General features: G+C 55.9%; 18 protein-coding genes and 1 pseudogene. 9 read left to right on the top strand and 10 right to left on the bottom strand.

Going from position 1 to position 17990, the window contains the following annotated elements:
* Positions 1 to 71 precede the first annotated feature (71 nt).
* Together CTZ24_RS21530 and cybB are read left to right on the top strand one after the other, a co-directional pair.
* Positions 72 to 566, top strand: a complete 495-nt coding sequence (locus CTZ24_RS21530; RefSeq protein WP_208726466.1) for a MarR family transcriptional regulator — start codon at positions 72 to 74, stop codon at positions 564 to 566.
* Positions 567 to 646: 80 nt separating this feature from the next.
* A complete protein-coding gene (gene cybB / locus CTZ24_RS21525) occupies positions 647 to 1186 on the top strand; it encodes a cytochrome b561 (RefSeq protein ID WP_208726464.1) in 540 nt (179 codons plus the stop codon).
* Here cybB and CTZ24_RS21520 read toward each other — a convergent pair.
* On the bottom strand, positions 1178 to 2122 hold the full coding sequence (locus tag CTZ24_RS21520) for a helix-turn-helix domain-containing protein (protein WP_244634073.1): 945 nt from the start codon (positions 2120 to 2122) through the stop codon (positions 1178 to 1180). The genes cybB and CTZ24_RS21520 overlap by 9 nt on opposite strands.
* Positions 2123 to 2180: 58 nt before the next feature.
* Between CTZ24_RS21520 and CTZ24_RS21515 the strand changes: the two genes are divergently transcribed.
* Positions 2181 to 3173, top strand: coding sequence for a class I SAM-dependent methyltransferase (locus CTZ24_RS21515; protein WP_208726462.1), 993 nt, complete (start codon positions 2181 to 2183; stop codon positions 3171 to 3173).
* A 41-nt stretch (positions 3174 to 3214) separates the two neighbouring features.
* Here the strand turns inward: CTZ24_RS21515 and CTZ24_RS21510 are convergent, their stop codons facing one another.
* Positions 3215 to 5155 (bottom strand): methyl-accepting chemotaxis protein, encoded by a 1941-nt coding sequence (locus CTZ24_RS21510; protein ID WP_208726460.1) that lies wholly within the window; start codon positions 5153 to 5155, stop codon positions 3215 to 3217.
* A gap of 217 nt (positions 5156 to 5372) precedes the next feature.
* Here CTZ24_RS21510 and yefM point away from each other — a divergent pair, with 217 nt between their 5' ends.
* Positions 5373 to 5624, top strand: coding sequence for a YoeB-YefM toxin-antitoxin system antitoxin YefM (yefM, locus tag CTZ24_RS21505; RefSeq protein ID WP_208726458.1), 252 nt, complete (start codon positions 5373 to 5375; stop codon positions 5622 to 5624).
* Entirely contained in the window at positions 5621 to 5875 is a 255-nt protein-coding gene (locus CTZ24_RS21500) for a Txe/YoeB family addiction module toxin (protein ID WP_208726456.1), read from the top strand. Before yefM ends, CTZ24_RS21500 begins: the two co-directional genes overlap by 4 nt.
* 35 nt (positions 5876 to 5910) lie before the next feature.
* Here the strand turns inward: CTZ24_RS21500 and CTZ24_RS21495 are convergent, their stop codons facing one another.
* Genes CTZ24_RS21495 through CTZ24_RS21470 form a run of 6 tightly spaced genes read right to left on the bottom strand, consistent with a single transcriptional unit; the run spans position 5911 to position 11037 of the window.
* Positions 5911 to 6378, bottom strand: coding sequence for a GlcG/HbpS family heme-binding protein (locus CTZ24_RS21495; RefSeq protein ID WP_208726454.1), 468 nt, complete (start codon positions 6376 to 6378; stop codon positions 5911 to 5913).
* Between the two features lie 45 nt (positions 6379 to 6423).
* On the bottom strand, positions 6424 to 7818 hold the full coding sequence (locus CTZ24_RS21490; RefSeq protein WP_208726452.1) for a c-type cytochrome: 1395 nt from the start codon (positions 7816 to 7818) through the stop codon (positions 6424 to 6426).
* Positions 7819 to 7821: 3 nt separating this feature from the next.
* Positions 7822 to 9414, bottom strand: coding sequence for a GMC family oxidoreductase (locus CTZ24_RS21485; RefSeq protein WP_208726450.1), 1593 nt, complete (start codon positions 9412 to 9414; stop codon positions 7822 to 7824).
* Between the two features lie 26 nt (positions 9415 to 9440).
* Entirely contained in the window at positions 9441 to 10097 is a 657-nt protein-coding gene (locus CTZ24_RS21480; protein ID WP_208726448.1) for a sugar dehydrogenase complex small subunit, read from the bottom strand.
* A gap of 15 nt (positions 10098 to 10112) precedes the next feature.
* Positions 10113 to 10589 carry a GlcG/HbpS family heme-binding protein gene (locus CTZ24_RS21475; protein ID WP_208726446.1) on the bottom strand — a complete coding sequence of 159 codons (477 nt, stop codon included), beginning with the start codon at positions 10587 to 10589 and terminating at the stop codon, positions 10113 to 10115.
* 49 nt (positions 10590 to 10638) lie between these two features.
* Positions 10639 to 11037 (bottom strand): DoxX family protein, encoded by a 399-nt coding sequence (locus tag CTZ24_RS21470; RefSeq protein ID WP_208726444.1) that lies wholly within the window; start codon positions 11035 to 11037, stop codon positions 10639 to 10641.
* A 493-nt stretch (positions 11038 to 11530) separates the two neighbouring features.
* On the opposite strand from CTZ24_RS21470, the gene CTZ24_RS21465 reads away from it, so the two are divergent.
* The 3 genes from CTZ24_RS21465 (at position 11531) to CTZ24_RS21455 (ending at position 14745) form a co-directional block, all read left to right on the top strand.
* On the top strand, positions 11531 to 12508 hold the full coding sequence (locus tag CTZ24_RS21465) for a hydroxyacid dehydrogenase (protein ID WP_208726441.1): 978 nt from the start codon (positions 11531 to 11533) through the stop codon (positions 12506 to 12508).
* Positions 12509 to 12511: 3 nt separating this feature from the next.
* Positions 12512 to 13204, top strand: a complete 693-nt coding sequence (locus CTZ24_RS21460; RefSeq protein WP_208726439.1) for an RraA family protein — start codon at positions 12512 to 12514, stop codon at positions 13202 to 13204.
* An 80-nt stretch (positions 13205 to 13284) separates the two neighbouring features.
* Positions 13285 to 14745 (top strand): MFS transporter, encoded by a 1461-nt coding sequence (locus CTZ24_RS21455; RefSeq protein ID WP_208726437.1) that lies wholly within the window; start codon positions 13285 to 13287, stop codon positions 14743 to 14745.
* Between the two features lie 342 nt (positions 14746 to 15087).
* On the opposite strand, the gene CTZ24_RS21450 is transcribed toward CTZ24_RS21455, so the two are convergent.
* On the bottom strand, positions 15088 to 17055 hold the full coding sequence (locus CTZ24_RS21450) for an acyltransferase family protein (protein ID WP_244634072.1): 1968 nt from the start codon (positions 17053 to 17055) through the stop codon (positions 15088 to 15090).
* A gap of 272 nt (positions 17056 to 17327) precedes the next feature.
* On the opposite strand from CTZ24_RS21450, the pseudogene CTZ24_RS21445 reads away from it, so the two are divergent.
* Positions 17328 to 17685: pseudogene (locus tag CTZ24_RS21445) on the top strand (Fic family protein); the annotation flags it as partial.
* Positions 17686 to 17712: 27 nt separating this feature from the next.
* On the opposite strand, the gene CTZ24_RS21440 reads toward CTZ24_RS21445, so the two are convergent.
* A partial coding sequence (locus CTZ24_RS21440) for a transposase (protein WP_208723593.1) occupies positions 17713 to 17990 on the bottom strand: 278 nt, incomplete at its 5' end.

Raw genomic sequence — 17990 nt, 5'->3', positions numbered from 1 at the left:
AGATAAATCATGATGACGGAGTAGACCATGCGCACAAAACAACACGGTAACCACAACAAGTGAGGGGAAAAGTGGCGGATCACGTCGATTTCGTGACACAACAATGGGCCAGCGCCATGCCGGAGCTGGATGCATCGTCGATGGCCGTTTTTGGCCGGATGCTGCGCATTATGAAACATCTGGCGAAAACGCGAGGCGAGGCGCTGGCCCCGTTTGGTTTTCACGAGGGGGAATTTGATGTGCTGGCGACGTTGCGCCGTGCAGGAAACCCCTTCTGTTTATCGCCCACCCAACTGTATAAGTCGCTGCTGGTCACCTCGGGAGCGATGACCCATCGACTGAATCGGCTGGAACAGGTCGGGCTAATCACCCGCGTGGCCGATCCACAAGACAAACGCAGCACGCTGGTGGCATTAACCACCGCCGGGCAGGAGAAAATTGAGCAAGCGTTGCAGGTGCATACCCAAACGCAAAGCGCGTTACTGGCCGCGCTGCAACCGGCACAACAGCAACAGCTTTCGGCGTTGCTGAGTCAGTTGCTCACTGCCTGTGAACAGGAAACGTAAAACCTTGTGTCAAAATATGAATTCACACTCACACTTTTCCGTTATCTTATTTGTTTGCCAGACTTTTTAACGGAATAGATATGCAGAACAAATTCGCCCCCTCGCAGGTTTTTCTCCACTGGCTGACATTTCTACTGGTCGTCACCGCGTATTGCACCATGGAATTTCGCGGGTTGGCGACGCGGGGTTCCTGGCAGGGGTTTGCCATGATCATTGGTCATTTCAGCGCGGGAAGTTGCGTGCTGGTGCTGATGCTATCGCGTGTATTATTGCGTTTTCGCCATCGCAGTCCAGCCATCGTACCCAAACCGCCGCACTGGCAAACCGGGCTGGCGCATCTGATGCATCTGGCGCTGTATCTGTTTTTTATCGTGCTGCCGATTCTCGGCATTTTGTCGCGTTTCTATCTTGGCCGTACCTGGTGGTTGTTTGGCATCCCGATGCCCGTCAGCAGCGATCCCGATCCAGATTTCTCGGATACCCTCAGTGGCTGGCATGAAACCCTCGCCCCTTACGGTTACTGGCTGGTGGGCCTACACGCTGCCGCCGCGCTGGTGCATCATTACCTGATCAAAGACAACACCCTGCTGCGTATGATGCCCGCACGTCGTTCACGTTGACTGACCACGCCCGGCAACCTGACTGGCCGGGCGTCCAAAGTAGCGTTGAAACGCCACGCTGAAATTGCGTGGATGCTGATACCCCACCTGCCACGCCGCCTGGGCGACCTGGTACCCTTCCTCCAGCAACTGATGCGCCTTCTGCATGCGTAACGCCAGTAATTTCTCTCCGGGGGTACAGCCGAAATGCTGCTGGAAGCCTTTCTTGAGCTGGTAATCACTGAGTCCGACAGCCAACGCCAGCGTTGCCAGGGTAAAAGGTTCCGCCAGATGGGTCAGCATCCAGCTATGCGCCTGCTCAACGCGTTCAAGATCCTGAGGATGGCGTTTTTTTTCCGGAACAACCTGCGGTTGCAACTGATGACGATGCAGCGCCAGCAAATTTAACGCCTGGATTTCACGTAGCAGTGGATCGGTCGGCACGTTATTAAGTTGGGCGGCAGTGGCACCACCAAAAGGGCTGAACAGATGACGCTTCAGTTGCGGCTGGTGCAGCAACATTTCTGCCGTCTCGGCTCCCAGATAACGTTGCGCGCTGTCGGCGTTGAGCACCAGACGGAGCTGCTGTACCCGTTCACCGGCGCGATAAAGGCGTTCTCCGCTGCTGTGCTGAAAGCTGGTGACGGTAAGATGCCCGGCGTTAAACAGCACTTCACAGCCGCTATCGGCACGAAACCGCGAACTGCCACACAAGCCAAAGGTCAGCACCAACTGGGGGAACGAACTTCCAGGGCGCGAAACTTCGGCCAGCGCGGTGAGGGGTTGATAGTCGGACTGCACCAGCCGCATGCCACCTGACAGCGTGAATTGACGTGAGCGAAATACACCAATACCTGGTTGATGTTCAACCCAGGGCGTGTCGTCGCCGTTTGGCTGGTTTTGCATGCTTTCGCCCTCGCGCAGAGTCAAATCACCGTTTTGCAGACCAACGAGCATAAATGTCTGCTGTCTGAAACGCTAGTCTGTTGCTATCACCTTCGCTCTGGAGACAGCCATGACATCCCCGTTACCTTTTCTCGATAACCTGCTGGCACAACATGCCCTGAGTGGCGCTGTGGCGCTGGCGTTTGAACAGCGATTATTCGATTTCCTGACCCGGCAGGCGGATGCCACGCAGGTGGCAAATCATTTTGGCTGGCAGCCCGAACCGGTGGAGCACTGGCTGCGCCTGCTGTGGAGCGGGGAATTGTTGCAGCGCCGTGGGGTGGAATACCACACGCCGCAAACAGCACAACCGTATCTGTGCCATAGCGGAACACATTATATCGGTGACGCCTGGCATTATCGTCAGCAACTGTTGCAGCAGTTTGCCCGCAAACTGCCTGACTTGCTGAAGCGCAGCACCCCCGGCTGGCAGGACCCGCTGGAGATTGAAACTGCCTGGGCTGATGCAGCGATGAGCCAGATTGCCCAGGAGCAGCGGGCACTGAGCGGCGCGACCGCCTGCGCCATTGCCAGCACGCTGGCTGATTTTCAGCGTCCGGCGCGCCTGCTGGACATGGGCGGCGGGCCAGGCCTGATCACTCTGGCGTTGGCTGAGCGTTTCCCGCAGCTGTCCGGTGTGGTGCTTGATCTGCCCAAAACCGCCACGGTGGCACAGCAAAATATTGAACGTGCCGGATTAGGCGGGCGCTTTAGCGCCTGTTCACAACTGGCGGAAAGCGAGCTGGTCGACATTATCTGGTGCTCCTCCTTGTTGTATTTTGTCGAGGATCGCCAGGCGATGTTGCAGCAGTTGTACCGCCGCCTGAAACCGGGAGGGCTGTTGATCAGTGCGCATGCCGAGGTGCCTGCCGACCCGGTGGAAGCACGTCAGGTGCTACCGTTCTTCACACCATTAATGATGCGAGGTTACACTGTCACGCAACAGGGCGTGCTGAGTGGGGAATTGCAGCAGGCGGGTTTTATCATTGAGGCGATTCAGCGGATGCAACCCTTCCCGATGTCGCCGCTTGATGTCCATCTGGCGCGCAAAGCGAGAATCTAAATGTGTAGCGGCGCGATAAATCGCGCCGCTACGACTCCGCATCAGGCGAGATGAAAACGTCCGACGGTCTGCGCCAGTTGCGCAGCCTGATCTTCCAGCGAACTGGCGGCAGCCGACATCTGCTGCACCAGCGCGGCGTTCTGCTGGGTGGTGCCATCCATCTCATTGACCGCGATAGTGACCTGGCTGATCCCGCGCGCCTGCTCATCCGACGCGGTGACGATCTCGCCGATAATGGTGCGTACCGAATGTACTGCCTGAGTCATCTCCTGCATGGTTTTCCCGGCATCACGCACCAACTGCACACCGCTGTCGACACGCTGGCTGGACTCCTCAATCAACGCGGCAATCTCTTTCACCGCATTGGCGCTGCGCTGCGCCAGGTTACGCACTTCAGAAGCCACCACCGCAAATCCGCGCCCCTGCTCGCCGGCCCGCGCCGCTTCTACCGCGGCGTTCAGCGCCAGGATATTGGTCTGGAAAGCGATGCTGTTGATGATGGCGGTGATGTCGCCAATCTTTTTCGCGCTATCGTCAATTTGCGCCATAGTCTGCACCACTTCACCGACCAGCGCCTCGCCACGGCTGGCAATGTGCGTCGCATTGTCGGTCAGGGTGGTCGCCTGATGCGCATTGGCGGCGTTATGTTTCACCGTCGCGGTAATCTGCTCCATGCTGGCAGCAGTCTGCTCGAGGGCGGCGGCCTGTTGTTCCGTGCGTGACGCCAGATTCAGGTTACCGCTGGCGATTTCACCCGCCCCCTGGCGCACCGAGGCGCTGGCATCCTGGATCTGGCCAACGATATCGCGCAACTGGTCCTGCATGGTACTCAGCGCATAGAACAGGCTGCTGGTATCGCGGTTTTTCACGGCAATCGCGTTATCCAGTTTGCCATCCGCCACAGCCAGCGCGATGGTGGCGGCTTCCAGCGGCTCGCCGCCAATCGGTTTCAACACCTTGCGGCTAAACAGGATACCCAGCAAAGCGCTGACCAACAGGATGCTGATGACCATCAGCACGATGGCGTTGACCAATTGGCGATTGGCTGCCGCCATCACTTCGCTGACCGGGGCCACCACACCGAGATACCATTTCTGGTCGCTGTTGCCGATGACGATCGGCTGCCAGGTCATGAGGGCATTTTCACCGAGAATGGCGTCATGACCCTCACTGACGGCGCTGCTGAAGTGGTTGGTATTACCTTTCCACGCTTTGGTGGTCTGGCTTTTATCCGGGTAAGAAACCACATTCCCGGCGCTGGAGAGCAGCATGGCGTAGCCCGTGCCTTCCCAGGGTTTGATTTTATTCACCCGATCCTGCAATGACGCCAGCGAAATATCAGACGTCACCACGCCCCAGAGTTTGCCCTGGCTGACAATCGGTGCCGCAACTGAGGTGAGCAGCGTCGGCACGCCATTGTAGGCGTAGCTGTAAGGCTCAATCAGCGTGTCTTTCTGGCTTTTCTGCGGCAGCAAATAATAGTCACCCTGGCCCGGTGTAAAAATCGAGGTGAGCGGATGCATGGCGAAATTGCCGGACTGATCGCGGTCAACAAACCAGGCATAGCGGCCTTTCGGAGCCTGTCCTGCCTGGCTGGCAAACTCGGCGTCACGCCCGTCAAAGGCGTTCTCTTCCATAATCACCGAGACAGAAAGATAGCTGGGATTGTCACGCAGCGTAGATTCCATCATCTTGTCGATGACTTTTCGATCCTGCACACCCGCGCCCGGCAGCGCGATAATGCTGTGACCGAGGTTATGCGCCACATCACGCGCATAGCTGAGATCCTGCTGGATTTGCAGCGCCTGGCTCTGCGCTATCTGTTGCAGATAATTTTCGGCCAGGGATTTTTGTTCGTGGCTGGATTGCCAGTTAAGCACACCAATGGTGACGGTAAAGCCAAGGGTAATGGTTAAGGCACCCGTCAGCAGCATTTGCGTGCGGGTACTCATCTTTTTCTTATCAGACAGTCGTTTGGCCATGCTGGCGCTCCTGGGGTCGACACTTTTTCGGTAAAAAGAACCACTCCCTGTGCTCTCACATTCCTTCAGGTAATCTATCGGCGCGTTGAGGGGGAACTTGATGGGTCAGCAGGTCTGATCAGTAAGTGAGCAGCATGGTAGCAATGAAGTTAAAACACCGGTGGTTAAATTTACATCATCATTGTACAATGACTGGGTCAACTCGAAGGAATAAAACATGCGTACCATAACTTATAGTGAAGCCAGACAGCATCTTTCGGAAACGATGATGAAAACGGTAGAGGATCGTGCCCCCATTTTGATCACCCGACAGAATGGCGACGACTGTGTCTTGATGTCGTTGGAAGAATACAATTCATTGGAAGAAACAGCCTATCTTCTGCGTTCACCCGCCAATGCCAAACGATTGATGAACTCGATTGAGAGCTTGCGTAATGGGAACACCATTGAAAAGGATATTGATGAGTGAAATTAACATGGTCGCAGGAAGCGTGGGATGACTATCTCTACTGGCAGGATACAGACAAAAGAATGGTCAAAAAAATCAATGAACTCATCAAAGACGCCAAAAGAACGCCTTTTGAAGGTAAAGGAAAACCAGAACCCTTAAAGCATAATTTGGCGGGATTCTGGTCACGAAGAATCACGGAAGAACATCGTTTAGTCTATTCAGTGAACGAGGGAGCACTTTTAATTGCCGCCTGTCGTTATCACTACTGAGGTTCAAGGCCAGGCATACGCCCGGCCCCGGCCATTTATTTAAAACTCTCACTCGCCGCTTTCGCGATGGCGATTTCATTCGGGTTAGCCGAACCGCTCACGCCCACCGCACCCAGCGTGTTACCGCGCCACTCCACCGGTGAGCCGCCGCCCAGCGGGATCACGCCCGGCAGTGTGGCAATAGCGGGTTCTTTACCGTTGGCACGATCCATATATTTGTCGGTCGGGGTGCGATACAGCGCCGCAGCGCGTCCTTTCAGGATTGACGAATCGATACAACCAACCGGCGCATTGTCCATACGCTGAAATGCCAGCAATTCCCCGGATTGATCCAGTACCGCGATGCAGACGTTGGCATTCAGTGCGTGCGCTTTTTCCTGCGCAGCTGCAATCAGCTTCTGTGCATCCGCCTGCGTCAGGATGGTTTGGGTGGTGACAGCCTGGGCACCCGCTGCGCTAAACAGGGCAGCACTCAGCAGCGCCAGAGACAGGATCTTTTTCATTTCAATCACTCCATAATAAGGGAGCCAGATCGCGGCTCCCGGAAGTTAACCGCGTCGACGACGCAGGATATAAACTAACCACAGCAGTACCACCAGCGCGATAACAGCGCCAGCAATAGTTAGAGGTTGCGCATAGCGAATCAGCCAGCTGCCACTTTCCCCGTGCAACGTTTGCCGCACGTCATCACCAGAAATGGTGTGTTGCGGGTTACCAAAGCTGGTGGAGACATAATTCGCTACCTTTGCCAGTTGTGCCTGACTGAACTGGGTGCGGAACTCCGGCATAAAGGCGTGACCTGCCGGGGTTTGACGGTCCACCCCTTCGGCGATAGTCATGATCAGGTTGGCCGGATCACTGGAGAGCACCGCAGAGGAACCCACCAGCGACGGGTAAAAACGCTGTTGATCATGAGTACCGCGACCATCACTGGCGTGGCAGGTGGCGCAGGCACCGTTATACAACTGCGCACCGCTCATGGCATCCGCCGAAACGTAATCGTTGATGTCGTCTTTCATCCCGGTTTCGATTGCCGACAGCGGCGTGCTGGCGGGCGCCACGCCAGGGGCTTTGCGATCGCTTCCGCCAATCGCGGGCACCTGTTTCAGGTAGCGGGCAATGGCCTGGAGATCGCTGTCATCGAGTTTTGAGAACGAATTCTGCACCGCCGTCCCCATCTCGCCCGCGGCAATCGCTTTGCCATGCAGCGCGCCGGTACGCAGGTAGGTTTCAATCTCCGCTTCGCTCCAGTCACCAATCCCGGCCTGTGCATCTGGCGTGATATTCGGCGCACTCCAGCTACCCACCTTCCCACCGGACAGGAAACGATCGCCCTGCTCCGCCATCATGCTGTTGCGCGGCGTATGGCAGGTGGAACAGTGCGCCAGAGTCCGTACCAGATACTCGCCGCGTTCGGCGCTACCTGGTGCGGCCGTACTCCCCGGCACCGCGCTTTTATCGAGGAACATCAGGTTCCACATCGCCATCACCGGACGGAAAGAGAACGGGAATGGCAGATGGGTTTCCGGTGCCGGATGGTCATCCGCGGGCACACCCAACATCAGGTACGAGTAAAGCGCATGGATGTCATCATCTGACATGCCAGCAAACGCGGTGTACGGCATCGCCGGATAAAGATAATGATTACCCGGCGCTTTCCCTTCACGCATCACTGCGGTGAAATCCGCCAGGCTATAACCACCAATCCCGGCGCTTTTCGATGGCGTGATGTTCGAGCCGTAAATCATCCCCATCGGTGACTGAATGGCGTAACCACCAGAAAAAGGTTGACCGCTCTCCGGGTTGCGATGGCAGGCGGAGCAGTCTCCGGCAATCGCCAGATATTCGCCGCGTTTGACCAGATCCGGTGAGGCGTCCTGCGCCAGACTCAGGCTGCTGACCAGCAGCAGGCTGGTGAGGCTGAACAACTGATGTAAGCGCATCGTTCACACCTCCCTGGCAATGGTCGCCGCCATGCGGATCGCCAGTGCGATGCCGGTCAGCGTCGGGTTAACGGTCGCCGACGTCGGCATCACGCCGGTGGTGGCGAGGAACAAGTTGGGGTGATCCCAGCTACGACAATCGGCGTCAACCACCGAGTCCTTGCGGTTATCGCCCATAATGGTGGTGCCCATAATGTGGTACTGGTTACGCCAACCGGTCGGCGCTTCAATCACTTCACCGTTAAACGCCTGCAAAAAGTTGGCAAAATCCTTGTATGCCTGCGGTCGCATGCCACGTACATAACTGTCGAGGTGATAATTGACCTTCAGCATTGGCAGGCCAATCGAATCTTTGCGATCGTAATTCGGTACCACACGGTTGGTCGGGCTGGGTAGCGTTTCACTCATGGTGCTGATGTTCATAATGCGTGAAGCGCGATCGCGGATTGCGTCATCCAACGCCTGGCCCATCATGCCCTGCTTCAACAGCGGCACCGTGACATCAACGTTGGGCACCAGATTACGCAGTGAGTAACGAATGGCAGAATGCTGCGAACGACTCGCTTCATCGCGACGATTGGCGATGGTGCCGTGTTGCACCGAACCCCGACCGGTCCACAGCGGTTCATCGGCGAGGAAGGTCAGACTCAACCCGGTGTGATCCATCAGGTTGCGGCCCACCTGATCCGAACTGTTGGCGACGTTGTTCATTAACAGCAGCTTCGGCGTTTCCAGCCCGTGGGCGGCAACGATAAACACCTTGGCGGTCAACCGGCTGTCCTTGCCATCCGGCTTACGCCAGGTCAATGCGACAATTTTATTGCCTGCGCCCTTCTCCAGCTTCCAGGCCACCGCTTCGGTGATCAGTTTGACGCCCAGCGCCACCGCTTTGTCCACATGCATATCGCCGGAATACATAGCACCAATCGGGCAGATCGGTTCGCAGTTGTTATTACCGGCGCAGGCCGGACGACCATCATAGGGACGAGAGACACGGGCGTGCGGTTCATGCACCACCTGGTAGCCCATCGGCCCCAGTTTGGCCTGCATGCGCTGCACCATATACGGTTTTGCCTCGGGCGGCAGCGGATACGCCGCTGAACGTGGTGGATAATGACCGCGTCCCTGGCCGCTCTGATCCTCTTCGCCGGTACCGACCACACCAATTTCACGTTCGGCTTGCAGATACCAGGGTTCCAGCTCGCTGTATTCAAACGGCCAGTCACGACCCACGCCGTAAACGCTTTTTAGTTTGAAATCATTGGGTAACAAACGCCAGCAGGCCGAGGCCCAGTGGCGGGTACTGCCTCCGGCGACGCGCAGGTAGCTGGTGACGTATTCGAAATCGTCATCCCCTTTGGCATCGATATAGCCTTCGGTGTAGGAGTTGGGCGCCCACGGCAGATTGGGATACGGTGCGCACCAGTTCCGCTTGCTGGCCCCGTTGCGGTAATTCTCCACCACTTTCCAGCGCGGGATATAGGGTCCGGCTTCCAGCATAATCACCGACTTACCGGCTTTCGCCAGTTGGTAAGCGGCATTGGCGCCGAGGGCGCCCGAGCCGATGATCACCACATCAGCATCAAATTCGCTCATTTTTGTCTTTCCTGCTCACGTTCTTGTTATGTGTTGTTGTGCTGCGCCAGTAACGCCTCGGCTTCCACGAGGGTTTTGGCTTTGCCCTGAATCATCAGCAGCCAGGGGGCTTCCGGTTCTTTGATGGTGCTGGCGGCCAGCGGCGAGCGATCGCCCCAGGCGCGGATCTCCGCAGGCATGGTCGGCGCGGTAACGCCGGGCGGGACTTCCGCCCAGTAATCTCCCCCGGCGCGCGCATAAGTAGGACGAATAGTGTGATCCTTCGTCGGTTCATACATTAACGCCGACAGGAAGGTCACAAAGTGCGCGTCATCCACCGCTTTGGTGGTGGACGGATGGCCGGTGTAGCCGAGATACCACGGCGAAATAATCATCAGCGCGGTTTTCACTTCGTCATCGCTTAACTGGGCGACGATCTGCTCACGGTCTTCGCTGTGCAGCGCATTCAGACGCGCCATCAGACTGGCGAGCTGCGCGGGAAACGTGCTGTCCTGTTGGCACAACAGCGTCCACAGGCGCTCGGTAATCCCGATATCCAGGCCGCGACGTCCGGTCAGCAATTCACTGGCGCGCAGCAGCAGCGCCGCGCTGCTGTCTGTCGGCGCTGCCAGCAGTGGCTGCATGGGGATGGCAACAATCACCGGCGTCGCCATCATCAGTTTTAAAAAGTGTCGTCTTTCCATCGTCAGTTTCTCGCGCTAGCCCGCACTCAGGGCCGACAACGCCCCTTTGGCCGCTTCAGCATCAACGTTGCCATCCGGGGTGCTGACGCCAATCGCGCCAACCACCACGCCATTCAGTTTGACCGGCTCACCGCCAGGCAACGGCACCACCGCCGGGTTACCCAGCATTCCGATATTTCCGGCGGCGATCTTCTGCTGGAAACTGGCAGTAGGCACACCAAATGCGGCAGCGGAATGGGCTTTCTTCGGTGCCAGTTCGCTGTTTGCCAGGGTTGCGCCATCAAGACGGTCAAAGCTGATCAACTGACCAAAGGGATCAACCACCGCCACCACGCCGCCAATCTGGTGGCTGCGGATGATTTGTTCGGCTTTGTTCACCAGCGCCTGAGCCTGCTGGTGGGTAAGTACGGATACCTGGTTAACCGGTTGGGCAGCCTGCGCAGCGGCACAGAACAACCCGGTACACAGCAGTGCGCCTGGAATCAGTTTCATGGTGTAGTCCTGAATTAAATGGGTTAGAGGGATTAACTATTTAGCGTACTCAGCGACGTGCGAGACGGCGTTGAATCAGATGATCGAGGCTCCATTTGCCGCCACCATGCAGACACAACAGCAAGAACGCGGCTGCACAGGAGATGTTTTTCAGCCACACCATCAGGTGCGCATGACTGTAGCCCTGATAGAACAGAAAACCGGCGACCACCGAGAAAACCGCCATAAAAATGGCGGTGAAACGGGTGAGGAAACCAAGGGCGATCGCCGCGCCACCGCCCACTTCCAGCAGGATCACCAACGGCAGGAAGAAACCCGGCACATGGTTGTCGGCCATCAGTTGCAGGTTGTCACTGTAGTGCGAAATCTTGTCCAGACCGGAGGTAAAAAACAGACCCACGGCCATCACCCGGACGAGGACAGAAACGAAATCTTTGGACTGATTCATGATGTAACCATTCTGATATGTAGTTGTTAACGAACCAGACAGTACATTTTAAATCTTTACTAACTTTTACCAATTTGTGCGGCTGAAAAAGCTGCTGTTTTTTTGCGCGATCGCGCGGGTGGCACAATTTTGCCCACGGGGAAGTAAGAAATTGTTTCTTTTGTTACAGATGCTTGAGGTCATAGTTTGAAGCCGATCACACTATGAACTCAGGGTTAAGGTTGAGGGTGTGCGGGTCTGTAACAGCGTCATCAGAAGCGTTGGCGCGCGATCATCCAGCAAAGATGGTTATCCACTGTGCCTCTGCCGGTGTCACCAGAAAGTGAACAAGTTGTTAACACAGTATGGCGATGCGTTTGCCGGGTTTTTACCCAAAGCCAGGAGCAGAAAAAGTGGCATAAATTCCTGTCAGGAATGAATTGATAACTAACACAGAATATTTTTTATCGGTTTCCGATGCCAGGATGACGCTAAACCCTATCGGAGAACCATCATGACTTATCGCTTTCTCGTGACCACCACGAGCCTCGGCCAGGGAGGCCGTACGTTACTCGCTGACGCAAAATGCACCGTGGATTACCTGGATAACGCCAACGATGCGGCGGAAGTTGAACGCCGCATGAGCAGCGTGCCCTATGACGCGGTGATTTCGCGTACCGTTGAGCTGAGTGCCAAAGCGATAGCCGCCTGCCCGACACTGAAAATCATCTGCAAACATGGCGTTGGCGTCACCAATATCGATGTCGATGCCGCCACGCAACACGGCATTCCGGTACTCACCACGCCAGCCACCAATGCGCAATCCGTGGCTGAACTGACGCTGGCCTTGATGCTCAACTGCGCGCGCCGCCTGCCGTTTTTCCAGCAGGAGGTGGCCGCCGGACGCTGGACGCGTAGCGGTGATGGTGAAGAGTTGCAGGGCAAAACCCTCGGCCTGGTGGGCTTTGGTGAAATTGGTCGTCGGGTCGCCCGTGTGGCTCGCGCCGTGGGGATGCAAGTGGCCTTTTTCGATCCGGCCCTTGCCGCCGATGCGGATGTGGCAGACGCGCAGCGCTGTACATCGCTGGAGCAACTGCTGCCGCTGGTGGATGTACTGAGCCTGCACTGCCCGGTGACACCGAAAACCCGCCAGATGATCAATACGCACTCGCTTGCCCTGCTGCCACCAGGCGCCATCCTGATTAACACCGCGCGCGGCGAGTTGGTGGATGAAGCGGCGTTGGCAAGCGCACTACAAAACGGACAACTGCGGGCCGCCGCACTGGATACCGTGGCGGAGGAGCCACTGGCTGCCGATCACCCGTTCCGTACCCTCCCGAATCTGATTATCACCCCACACATCGGCGGATCGACCCCACAAGCGCTGGACGCGGTGGCGCAAAGCGCAGCACGTCAGTGTCTGGCCTGGCTCGATAATCAACACATTTACCTTCCCGCCTGCGTGAATCCGCAGGTGCTTAACCGGAGTTAACTTATGACGATGCGAAGTGACTGGCCGATTGGCTATTTTATTGGCGAACGCGGCCCACAGATTGATGACGCGACACTGGCGGCATTCCGCCAACTGCCGGTCCCCAATATTGGCGACTCGATGGGCCGTAGCGTTGGCGCGCTGGGCCTGACGGCCTATCACAACGATCCGCAACTGGTGCTGTGTGGCCCGGCCTTGACGGTGAAGGTACGTCCGGGCGATAACCTGATGATCCACAAAGCGATCGAGCTGGCTCAGCCCGGTGATGTGATTGTGGTGGATGGATCCGGCGATCTTACTCAGGCACTGATTGGCGGCCTGATGCGCACCTCGGCGGTGGCGAAGAAAATCGCCGGTTTTGTCATTGACGGTGCGGTGCGCGACCTCAACGAATGGGCCGAAGGTGGCGTAGCCGTCTGGGCGCGCGGTAATACCCTGCGTGGTCCTTCTAAAGACGGTCCGGGTGAAGTCAACACCAGGGTGCACTGCGCCGGTCTGGTGGTATCACCGGGCGACTTGATCGTGGCTGATGCCGATGGCGTGATTGCCATCCCGCATGACGAACTGAGCGTGCTGCTGCCGCGCGTGCAACAACATGCGCAGCGTGAAGAGAAGATCCGCGCCAGTAATATGGCTGGGACCAACGATCCCGAGCGCTTTAACGCGATCCTGCGCGCCAAAGGTTGCCCGTTATAACGTCCTGATTGACCGATCGCGGCGCGATAAACCGCGCCGCTACACCTGCACGAACATTATAAAAACTGGAGTACCCTACCGTGCTTAAGAAAATTTCACTGAGCGAGTCGTTACCGCCCCCGATCACCTGGCGTGATAACTTCACACCAGAAGAAGGGAAAGCCTTTGGCGCGCAGCTCTCCGCGCGACTGGAGCGGTTACCTGCCGCACGTCCGTTATGGCTGATCATTTTCGCACTGGCGCTGGGTGGCTGGTTTGAAGTCTATGATGTGTTTCTCACCGCTTATGTCGGACCGGGTATGGTGCGTGAAGGGATCTTCACCCACGGCAGCCATAACTTTTTCGATCCCGGCAGTCTCGGTGCCTTTGTGGCCGCGATGTTCCTCGGCGTGTTTCTCGGCACCCTGTTGATTGCCAACCTTGCCGATCGCATGGGTCGACGTAAGGTATTTATTATCGCGCTGCTGGTGTACGCCATTGCCAGCGGCATTATGGCGTTTCAGCATCATCCTTATGCCATCGTGTTCTGGCGCATTGTCTCCGGGATTGGTGTCGGTGCGGAGCTGGTCACTATCGATGCCTACGTTTCGGAGTTTATTCCTGCCCGTCTGCGTGGTCGCTCCTACGCCTTTGTCCAGGCGATTCAATACACCTCGATTCCCACCATCGCCTTTTTATCCTGGCAACTGGTGCCGCTGGCGCCATTCGGCCTGACCGGCTGGCGCTGGGTGGTGTTGTTTGGCTGCATCGGCGCGGTGGTGGTCTGGCTGATCCGTATGGGCCTGCCGGAAAGCCCACGTTGGCTGGTCGAACAGGGGCGCTACAAGGAAGCGGAAGATATTGTGCGACGTCTGGAAGCGCGCGTGGCGAAATCCACCGGCGCGGTTCTGCCGCCAGTGGAGATGGCAGAGTTGAAACCGGTAGAGCACGTCCCGGCGCTGAAAAATGAGATGTGGCGTCCCCCTTACCGCCGCCGCACCATCATGCTGCTGGTGTTTAACTTCTTCCAGTCGATTGGCTACTACGGGTTTGCCAGTTGGATCCCTACGCTGCTGGCGGCGAAAGGCGTAACCTTTACCCACAGCCTGATGTACTCGTTCCTGATTGCCTTCGCCAGCCCACTGGGGCCGCTGCTGGCAATGACCTTCGCCGATCGCATCGAACGTAAATGGCTGGTGAGCGGTTCAGCGCTGGCAATTGCGCTGGTTGGCACGGTGTTCTCATGGCAGTCGCAGCCGGTAATGTTGGTGACCCTTGGCTTGTTGCTGTCACTCGCCAGCACCTGCATGACCTTCTCCTATCGCGCCTATCAGGCCGAGCTGTTTCCGACGCGTTTTCGTGCCAAAGCCATCGGTATGGTTTATTCAGTCAGCCGGATCAGTGGCATGTTGTCGGGCTTTACTATCGCCTGGGTACTGCATGAGATGGGTGTAGGTTCGGTGTTTATGGTGATCTCGATTGCGATGGCGATTGTGGTGTTTACCATTGGCGTTTTCGGCCCGCGTACTCTGAATCGTCGTCTTGAAGAGATCAACACCTGACAGCGTGTGTTGGCAAAAGCTGCGCAAATTGTCTGATTTGATCGCAATTAAAACATCAAGGGGATGCTTGCATCCCCTTTTTTGATCCAGCGCAATAACCTCCCTCGCGTCTCCTGTCAGCTTATTCCTCACAGGGTCTTCACACCCACATAACAAGAGGATACGAAGATGACAACTAAAGTAACTTTGGCAGGCGTGTTAGTGGTATGGCTGGTCTATGTCGCGTGGATGGTGCATTACTACGCAGGCACGTTTTCGTTGTTTACGCATTGATGACAGCGATAACGCACACTCCGTATCGGCGCGATAAATCGCGCCTTTTCCGGCAAATTTATTATCTGATTAAAACTGCGCGGTAAATCGACCCGCTACATCTCCAACCTCGGTCAATTGCGGTGACGATTTCGCAGTGGACTCACCATTAATTCTCCGCCACATCCCGGCAAAAATCTCCCCGAGCATTTTGTTGCCAAACTCCGACAGATGATTGCTATCACGGTACAACGGCACCTCACCGCGCGCGCCATAACAGAAATGGTTATCACACAGCGCCTGCGCGCTATCAAGTAGCGTGACATTGGGTATCTCCGCCACCACCTGATGCAACATCCTCAACGCATCCTGATTACGCGCCAGATATTCCTCACGCGGTAACTGGATAGCGAAAGGCTTTCCGCGCATCGCATCGCGTGTCATGCGGTAAATAACGTCGTAATCAAATTCCGGTACCGGCGTCATGATGAATACTTTGCGGTGCGTAGCCAGTTTCTTCACTGCTCGGGTGAAATGTTTCTGGAAACTTGTCAGTGAACTGACTTCATTGGCGAAGGTATATTGTGGGGTATCGTCGCTGCTGCCATTTTCACCATGTAAATACAGTGAAAAGCGATTGATGATCAACACCGAGGCCTGGGGATATTTCTCTTCAATGGTGGTGAGGGCATTTTTAACAAAATCCCCGCAATCAGGTCGTCCCGGTCGGTTAATATCCGGCACCGTCGGACAACCCGACTGCGCGATAAATACCACCGCATCAGAGGCTGCATTACCGCTGGCGACCACCGAAGATAAAAGCGCATTAGCATGGCTGTCGCCCAACACTACCAGATTAACTTCATTGCCCTCGCCGAAAGTACATTGCGGTGACTGTTTACTGTTCACCACCAGACACCCACGCGCAGCGGTAAAACGTTGTTTTGCGTATTGACTAATCTGGCTAACGCTCTGTGGGGCGCGGGCCGGAAATCCCTGTTGTGCGACAATTAACAGGGCGGCCAGCAGTACCAACGCGGCATTCCCTATGGCCACTGGTGTTGTTGCACTGAGTAAACCCACTTTATTCTCAACCAGCGCCCAGGATAATCCACCCAACAACAACGACAAGGCGATCAACACGGCCTGGCTGACCGGTGTTACCGGCAAATCCGCCAGATGCCAGAACACCCACAACGGCCAATGCCACAGATAAATGGAATAGGATGCTTTGCCAATAGCTTGCACCACGCGGTTATTAAGCAACGGACTATCGTTCGCTGTAACGTGAATAATTAACGCGGTCAGCACTACCGGGATGAGGGTCATCACGCCAGGCCATGTGGTTCCTGCATCAATCCACATCGCGCTGGCAATTAACCCCAACAGCGCAGGCAATATCACCCAACGCTGCCCGGTGAGCCGACTGTTGGGTGCCAGATATACCAGCCCCCCCGCCAGCATCTCCCATGCGCGGGTTGGCAACATAAAGTACGCCAGGGTGTCATGCAAATGCGTCACCACCAGCGCCAGGGTAAATGACAGCAACGCACCCATTGCCATCACCCAGCCAAACTGACGCCGCAGATAACGGGCGGTAAACATCAGCGCCAGCGGTAGCAGCAGATAGAACTGCCACTCTACGCTTAACGACCAGGTATGTAGCAGCCATTTATACATCGAACCGGCATCAAAATATCCGGCTTCTTTAAAATAAACGAGGTTAGAAATAAAGCTCAGGCTGGCGGCAATATGCCCGGAGAGGGTTTTATATTCATCGGGCGGGATCAGGAAATAACCCACCATCAGCAAGATGGCGCACATCGCCATCAGCGGAGGAATAATACGGCGACAACGGGATGCATAAAAACCTGACAGCGAAAACCTTTGCTGTTGCAAGCGCGAAAGAATAATCCCCGTCATTAAATAACCAGAAATGACAAAGAAGATATCCACGCCAAGAAATCCCCCGCTGATACCACTAACACCAACGTGATACAGCAGCACCAGGATCACGGCGTAAGCACGCAGGCCATTAATATCAGCACGGAAATTCATACGGAATCGTCCATACAATTTGTGTATTTTAAAATCGTAAATTTGCCACCGATGCGAAGCAAGAGAGTTATTTCATTTTGTTTCCGTGGGTTTATTTTTGCCGGAACTGAATTCCTGAGTTTTATCTAAAGATTTCATCAGCAAAACCAGATGGCGATGGATAATACGGCGCGGCGGTGATTTTTTTCACATCATGAGTTGTGAGGAGATAATCGGAAAAGGCCGCAATGTTCCCCATCGCGCCCCTGCTGCCCTATCGCCCTTCCTGCGCCATAAATCCCTTTGATGACGGGAATGGGCGCATTACCCGTGCATTAACCGATTTGGCACTGGCACAGTCGGATAGCCAAAGTATTCGTTTGTATGCCATGTCAGCATCAATTCTGGCACGACGCTCCGACTATTACCGTATCCTGCAAGAGACGCAGCGCGGAGGAATGGATGTCACATCCTGGCTTGTGTGGTTTCTGGAAGTGTTGAATGACAGCCTTGAACAGGCATTGCATGCAGTAACGCGCACGCAAAATAAAGCGCTTTTTTGGTTGGTTCATCGTGCCACCGAATTTAGGTCTGGAAAGGTTGCCAGGAGGCGGTCGCAGCACCCGTTATCAGATAAAATATTCAGATTGATACCAAACGTAGCTACCGTCTTGAACGTCAAGCGGTAGCTGCGTAATTTTCATCCCACTTCATCCGCGTTTTCAGCACCCCGAAGCACTGATGAACCAGCTTGCGCATCACCGCTCCAAGCGCGGCCTTGCTGGCTTTGCCCTTCGCGATTAGCCTCTGGTACAGCGCCTTCGCCGGGGCATTCCACCTGATCGCTACGATCGCCGCCATATACAGTTTCGCCCTTACGTCTGCCGGGCCTGTTTTTGACATCCGCGCACGCCCCCTGACTGAGCTCCCGGACGTTTTTTCCACCGGTACCACAC

It is taken from the genome of Pantoea phytobeneficialis (assembly GCF_009728735.1).
Lineage (GTDB): Bacteria > Pseudomonadota > Gammaproteobacteria > Enterobacterales > Enterobacteriaceae > Pantoea > Pantoea phytobeneficialis.
Note: the sequence above shows the minus strand (reverse complement) of the source record. Positions and strands in the feature narration are given on the sequence as shown.

What these genes read in the sequence shown, in the direction of transcription:
- cybB (WP_208726464.1), top strand. Translation starts at nt 647, where the DNA reads ATGCAGAACAAATTCGCCCCCTCGCAGGTTTTTCTCCACTGGCTGACA.
- CTZ24_RS21520 (WP_244634073.1), bottom strand. Translation starts at nt 2,122, where the DNA reads ATGCTCGTTGGTCTGCAAAACGGTGATTTGACTCTGCGCGAGGGCGAA.
- CTZ24_RS21515 (WP_208726462.1), top strand. Translation starts at nt 2,181, where the DNA reads ATGACATCCCCGTTACCTTTTCTCGATAACCTGCTGGCACAACATGCC.
- CTZ24_RS21510 (WP_208726460.1), bottom strand. Translation starts at nt 5,155, where the DNA reads ATGGCCAAACGACTGTCTGATAAGAAAAAGATGAGTACCCGCACGCAA.
- yefM (WP_208726458.1), top strand. Translation starts at nt 5,373, where the DNA reads ATGCGTACCATAACTTATAGTGAAGCCAGACAGCATCTTTCGGAAACG.
- CTZ24_RS21495 (WP_208726454.1), bottom strand. Translation starts at nt 6,378, where the DNA reads ATGAAAAAGATCCTGTCTCTGGCGCTGCTGAGTGCTGCCCTGTTTAGC.
- CTZ24_RS21490 (WP_208726452.1), bottom strand. Translation starts at nt 7,818, where the DNA reads ATGCGCTTACATCAGTTGTTCAGCCTCACCAGCCTGCTGCTGGTCAGC.
- CTZ24_RS21485 (WP_208726450.1), bottom strand. Translation starts at nt 9,414, where the DNA reads ATGAGCGAATTTGATGCTGATGTGGTGATCATCGGCTCGGGCGCCCTC.
- CTZ24_RS21480 (WP_208726448.1), bottom strand. Translation starts at nt 10,097, where the DNA reads ATGGAAAGACGACACTTTTTAAAACTGATGATGGCGACGCCGGTGATT.
- CTZ24_RS21475 (WP_208726446.1), bottom strand. Translation starts at nt 10,589, where the DNA reads ATGAAACTGATTCCAGGCGCACTGCTGTGTACCGGGTTGTTCTGTGCC.
- CTZ24_RS21470 (WP_208726444.1), bottom strand. Translation starts at nt 11,037, where the DNA reads ATGAATCAGTCCAAAGATTTCGTTTCTGTCCTCGTCCGGGTGATGGCC.
- CTZ24_RS21465 (WP_208726441.1), top strand. Translation starts at nt 11,531, where the DNA reads ATGACTTATCGCTTTCTCGTGACCACCACGAGCCTCGGCCAGGGAGGC.
- CTZ24_RS21460 (WP_208726439.1), top strand. Translation starts at nt 12,512, where the DNA reads ATGACGATGCGAAGTGACTGGCCGATTGGCTATTTTATTGGCGAACGC.
- CTZ24_RS21450 (WP_244634072.1), bottom strand. Translation starts at nt 17,055, where the DNA reads ATGAATTTCCGTGCTGATATTAATGGCCTGCGTGCTTACGCCGTGATC.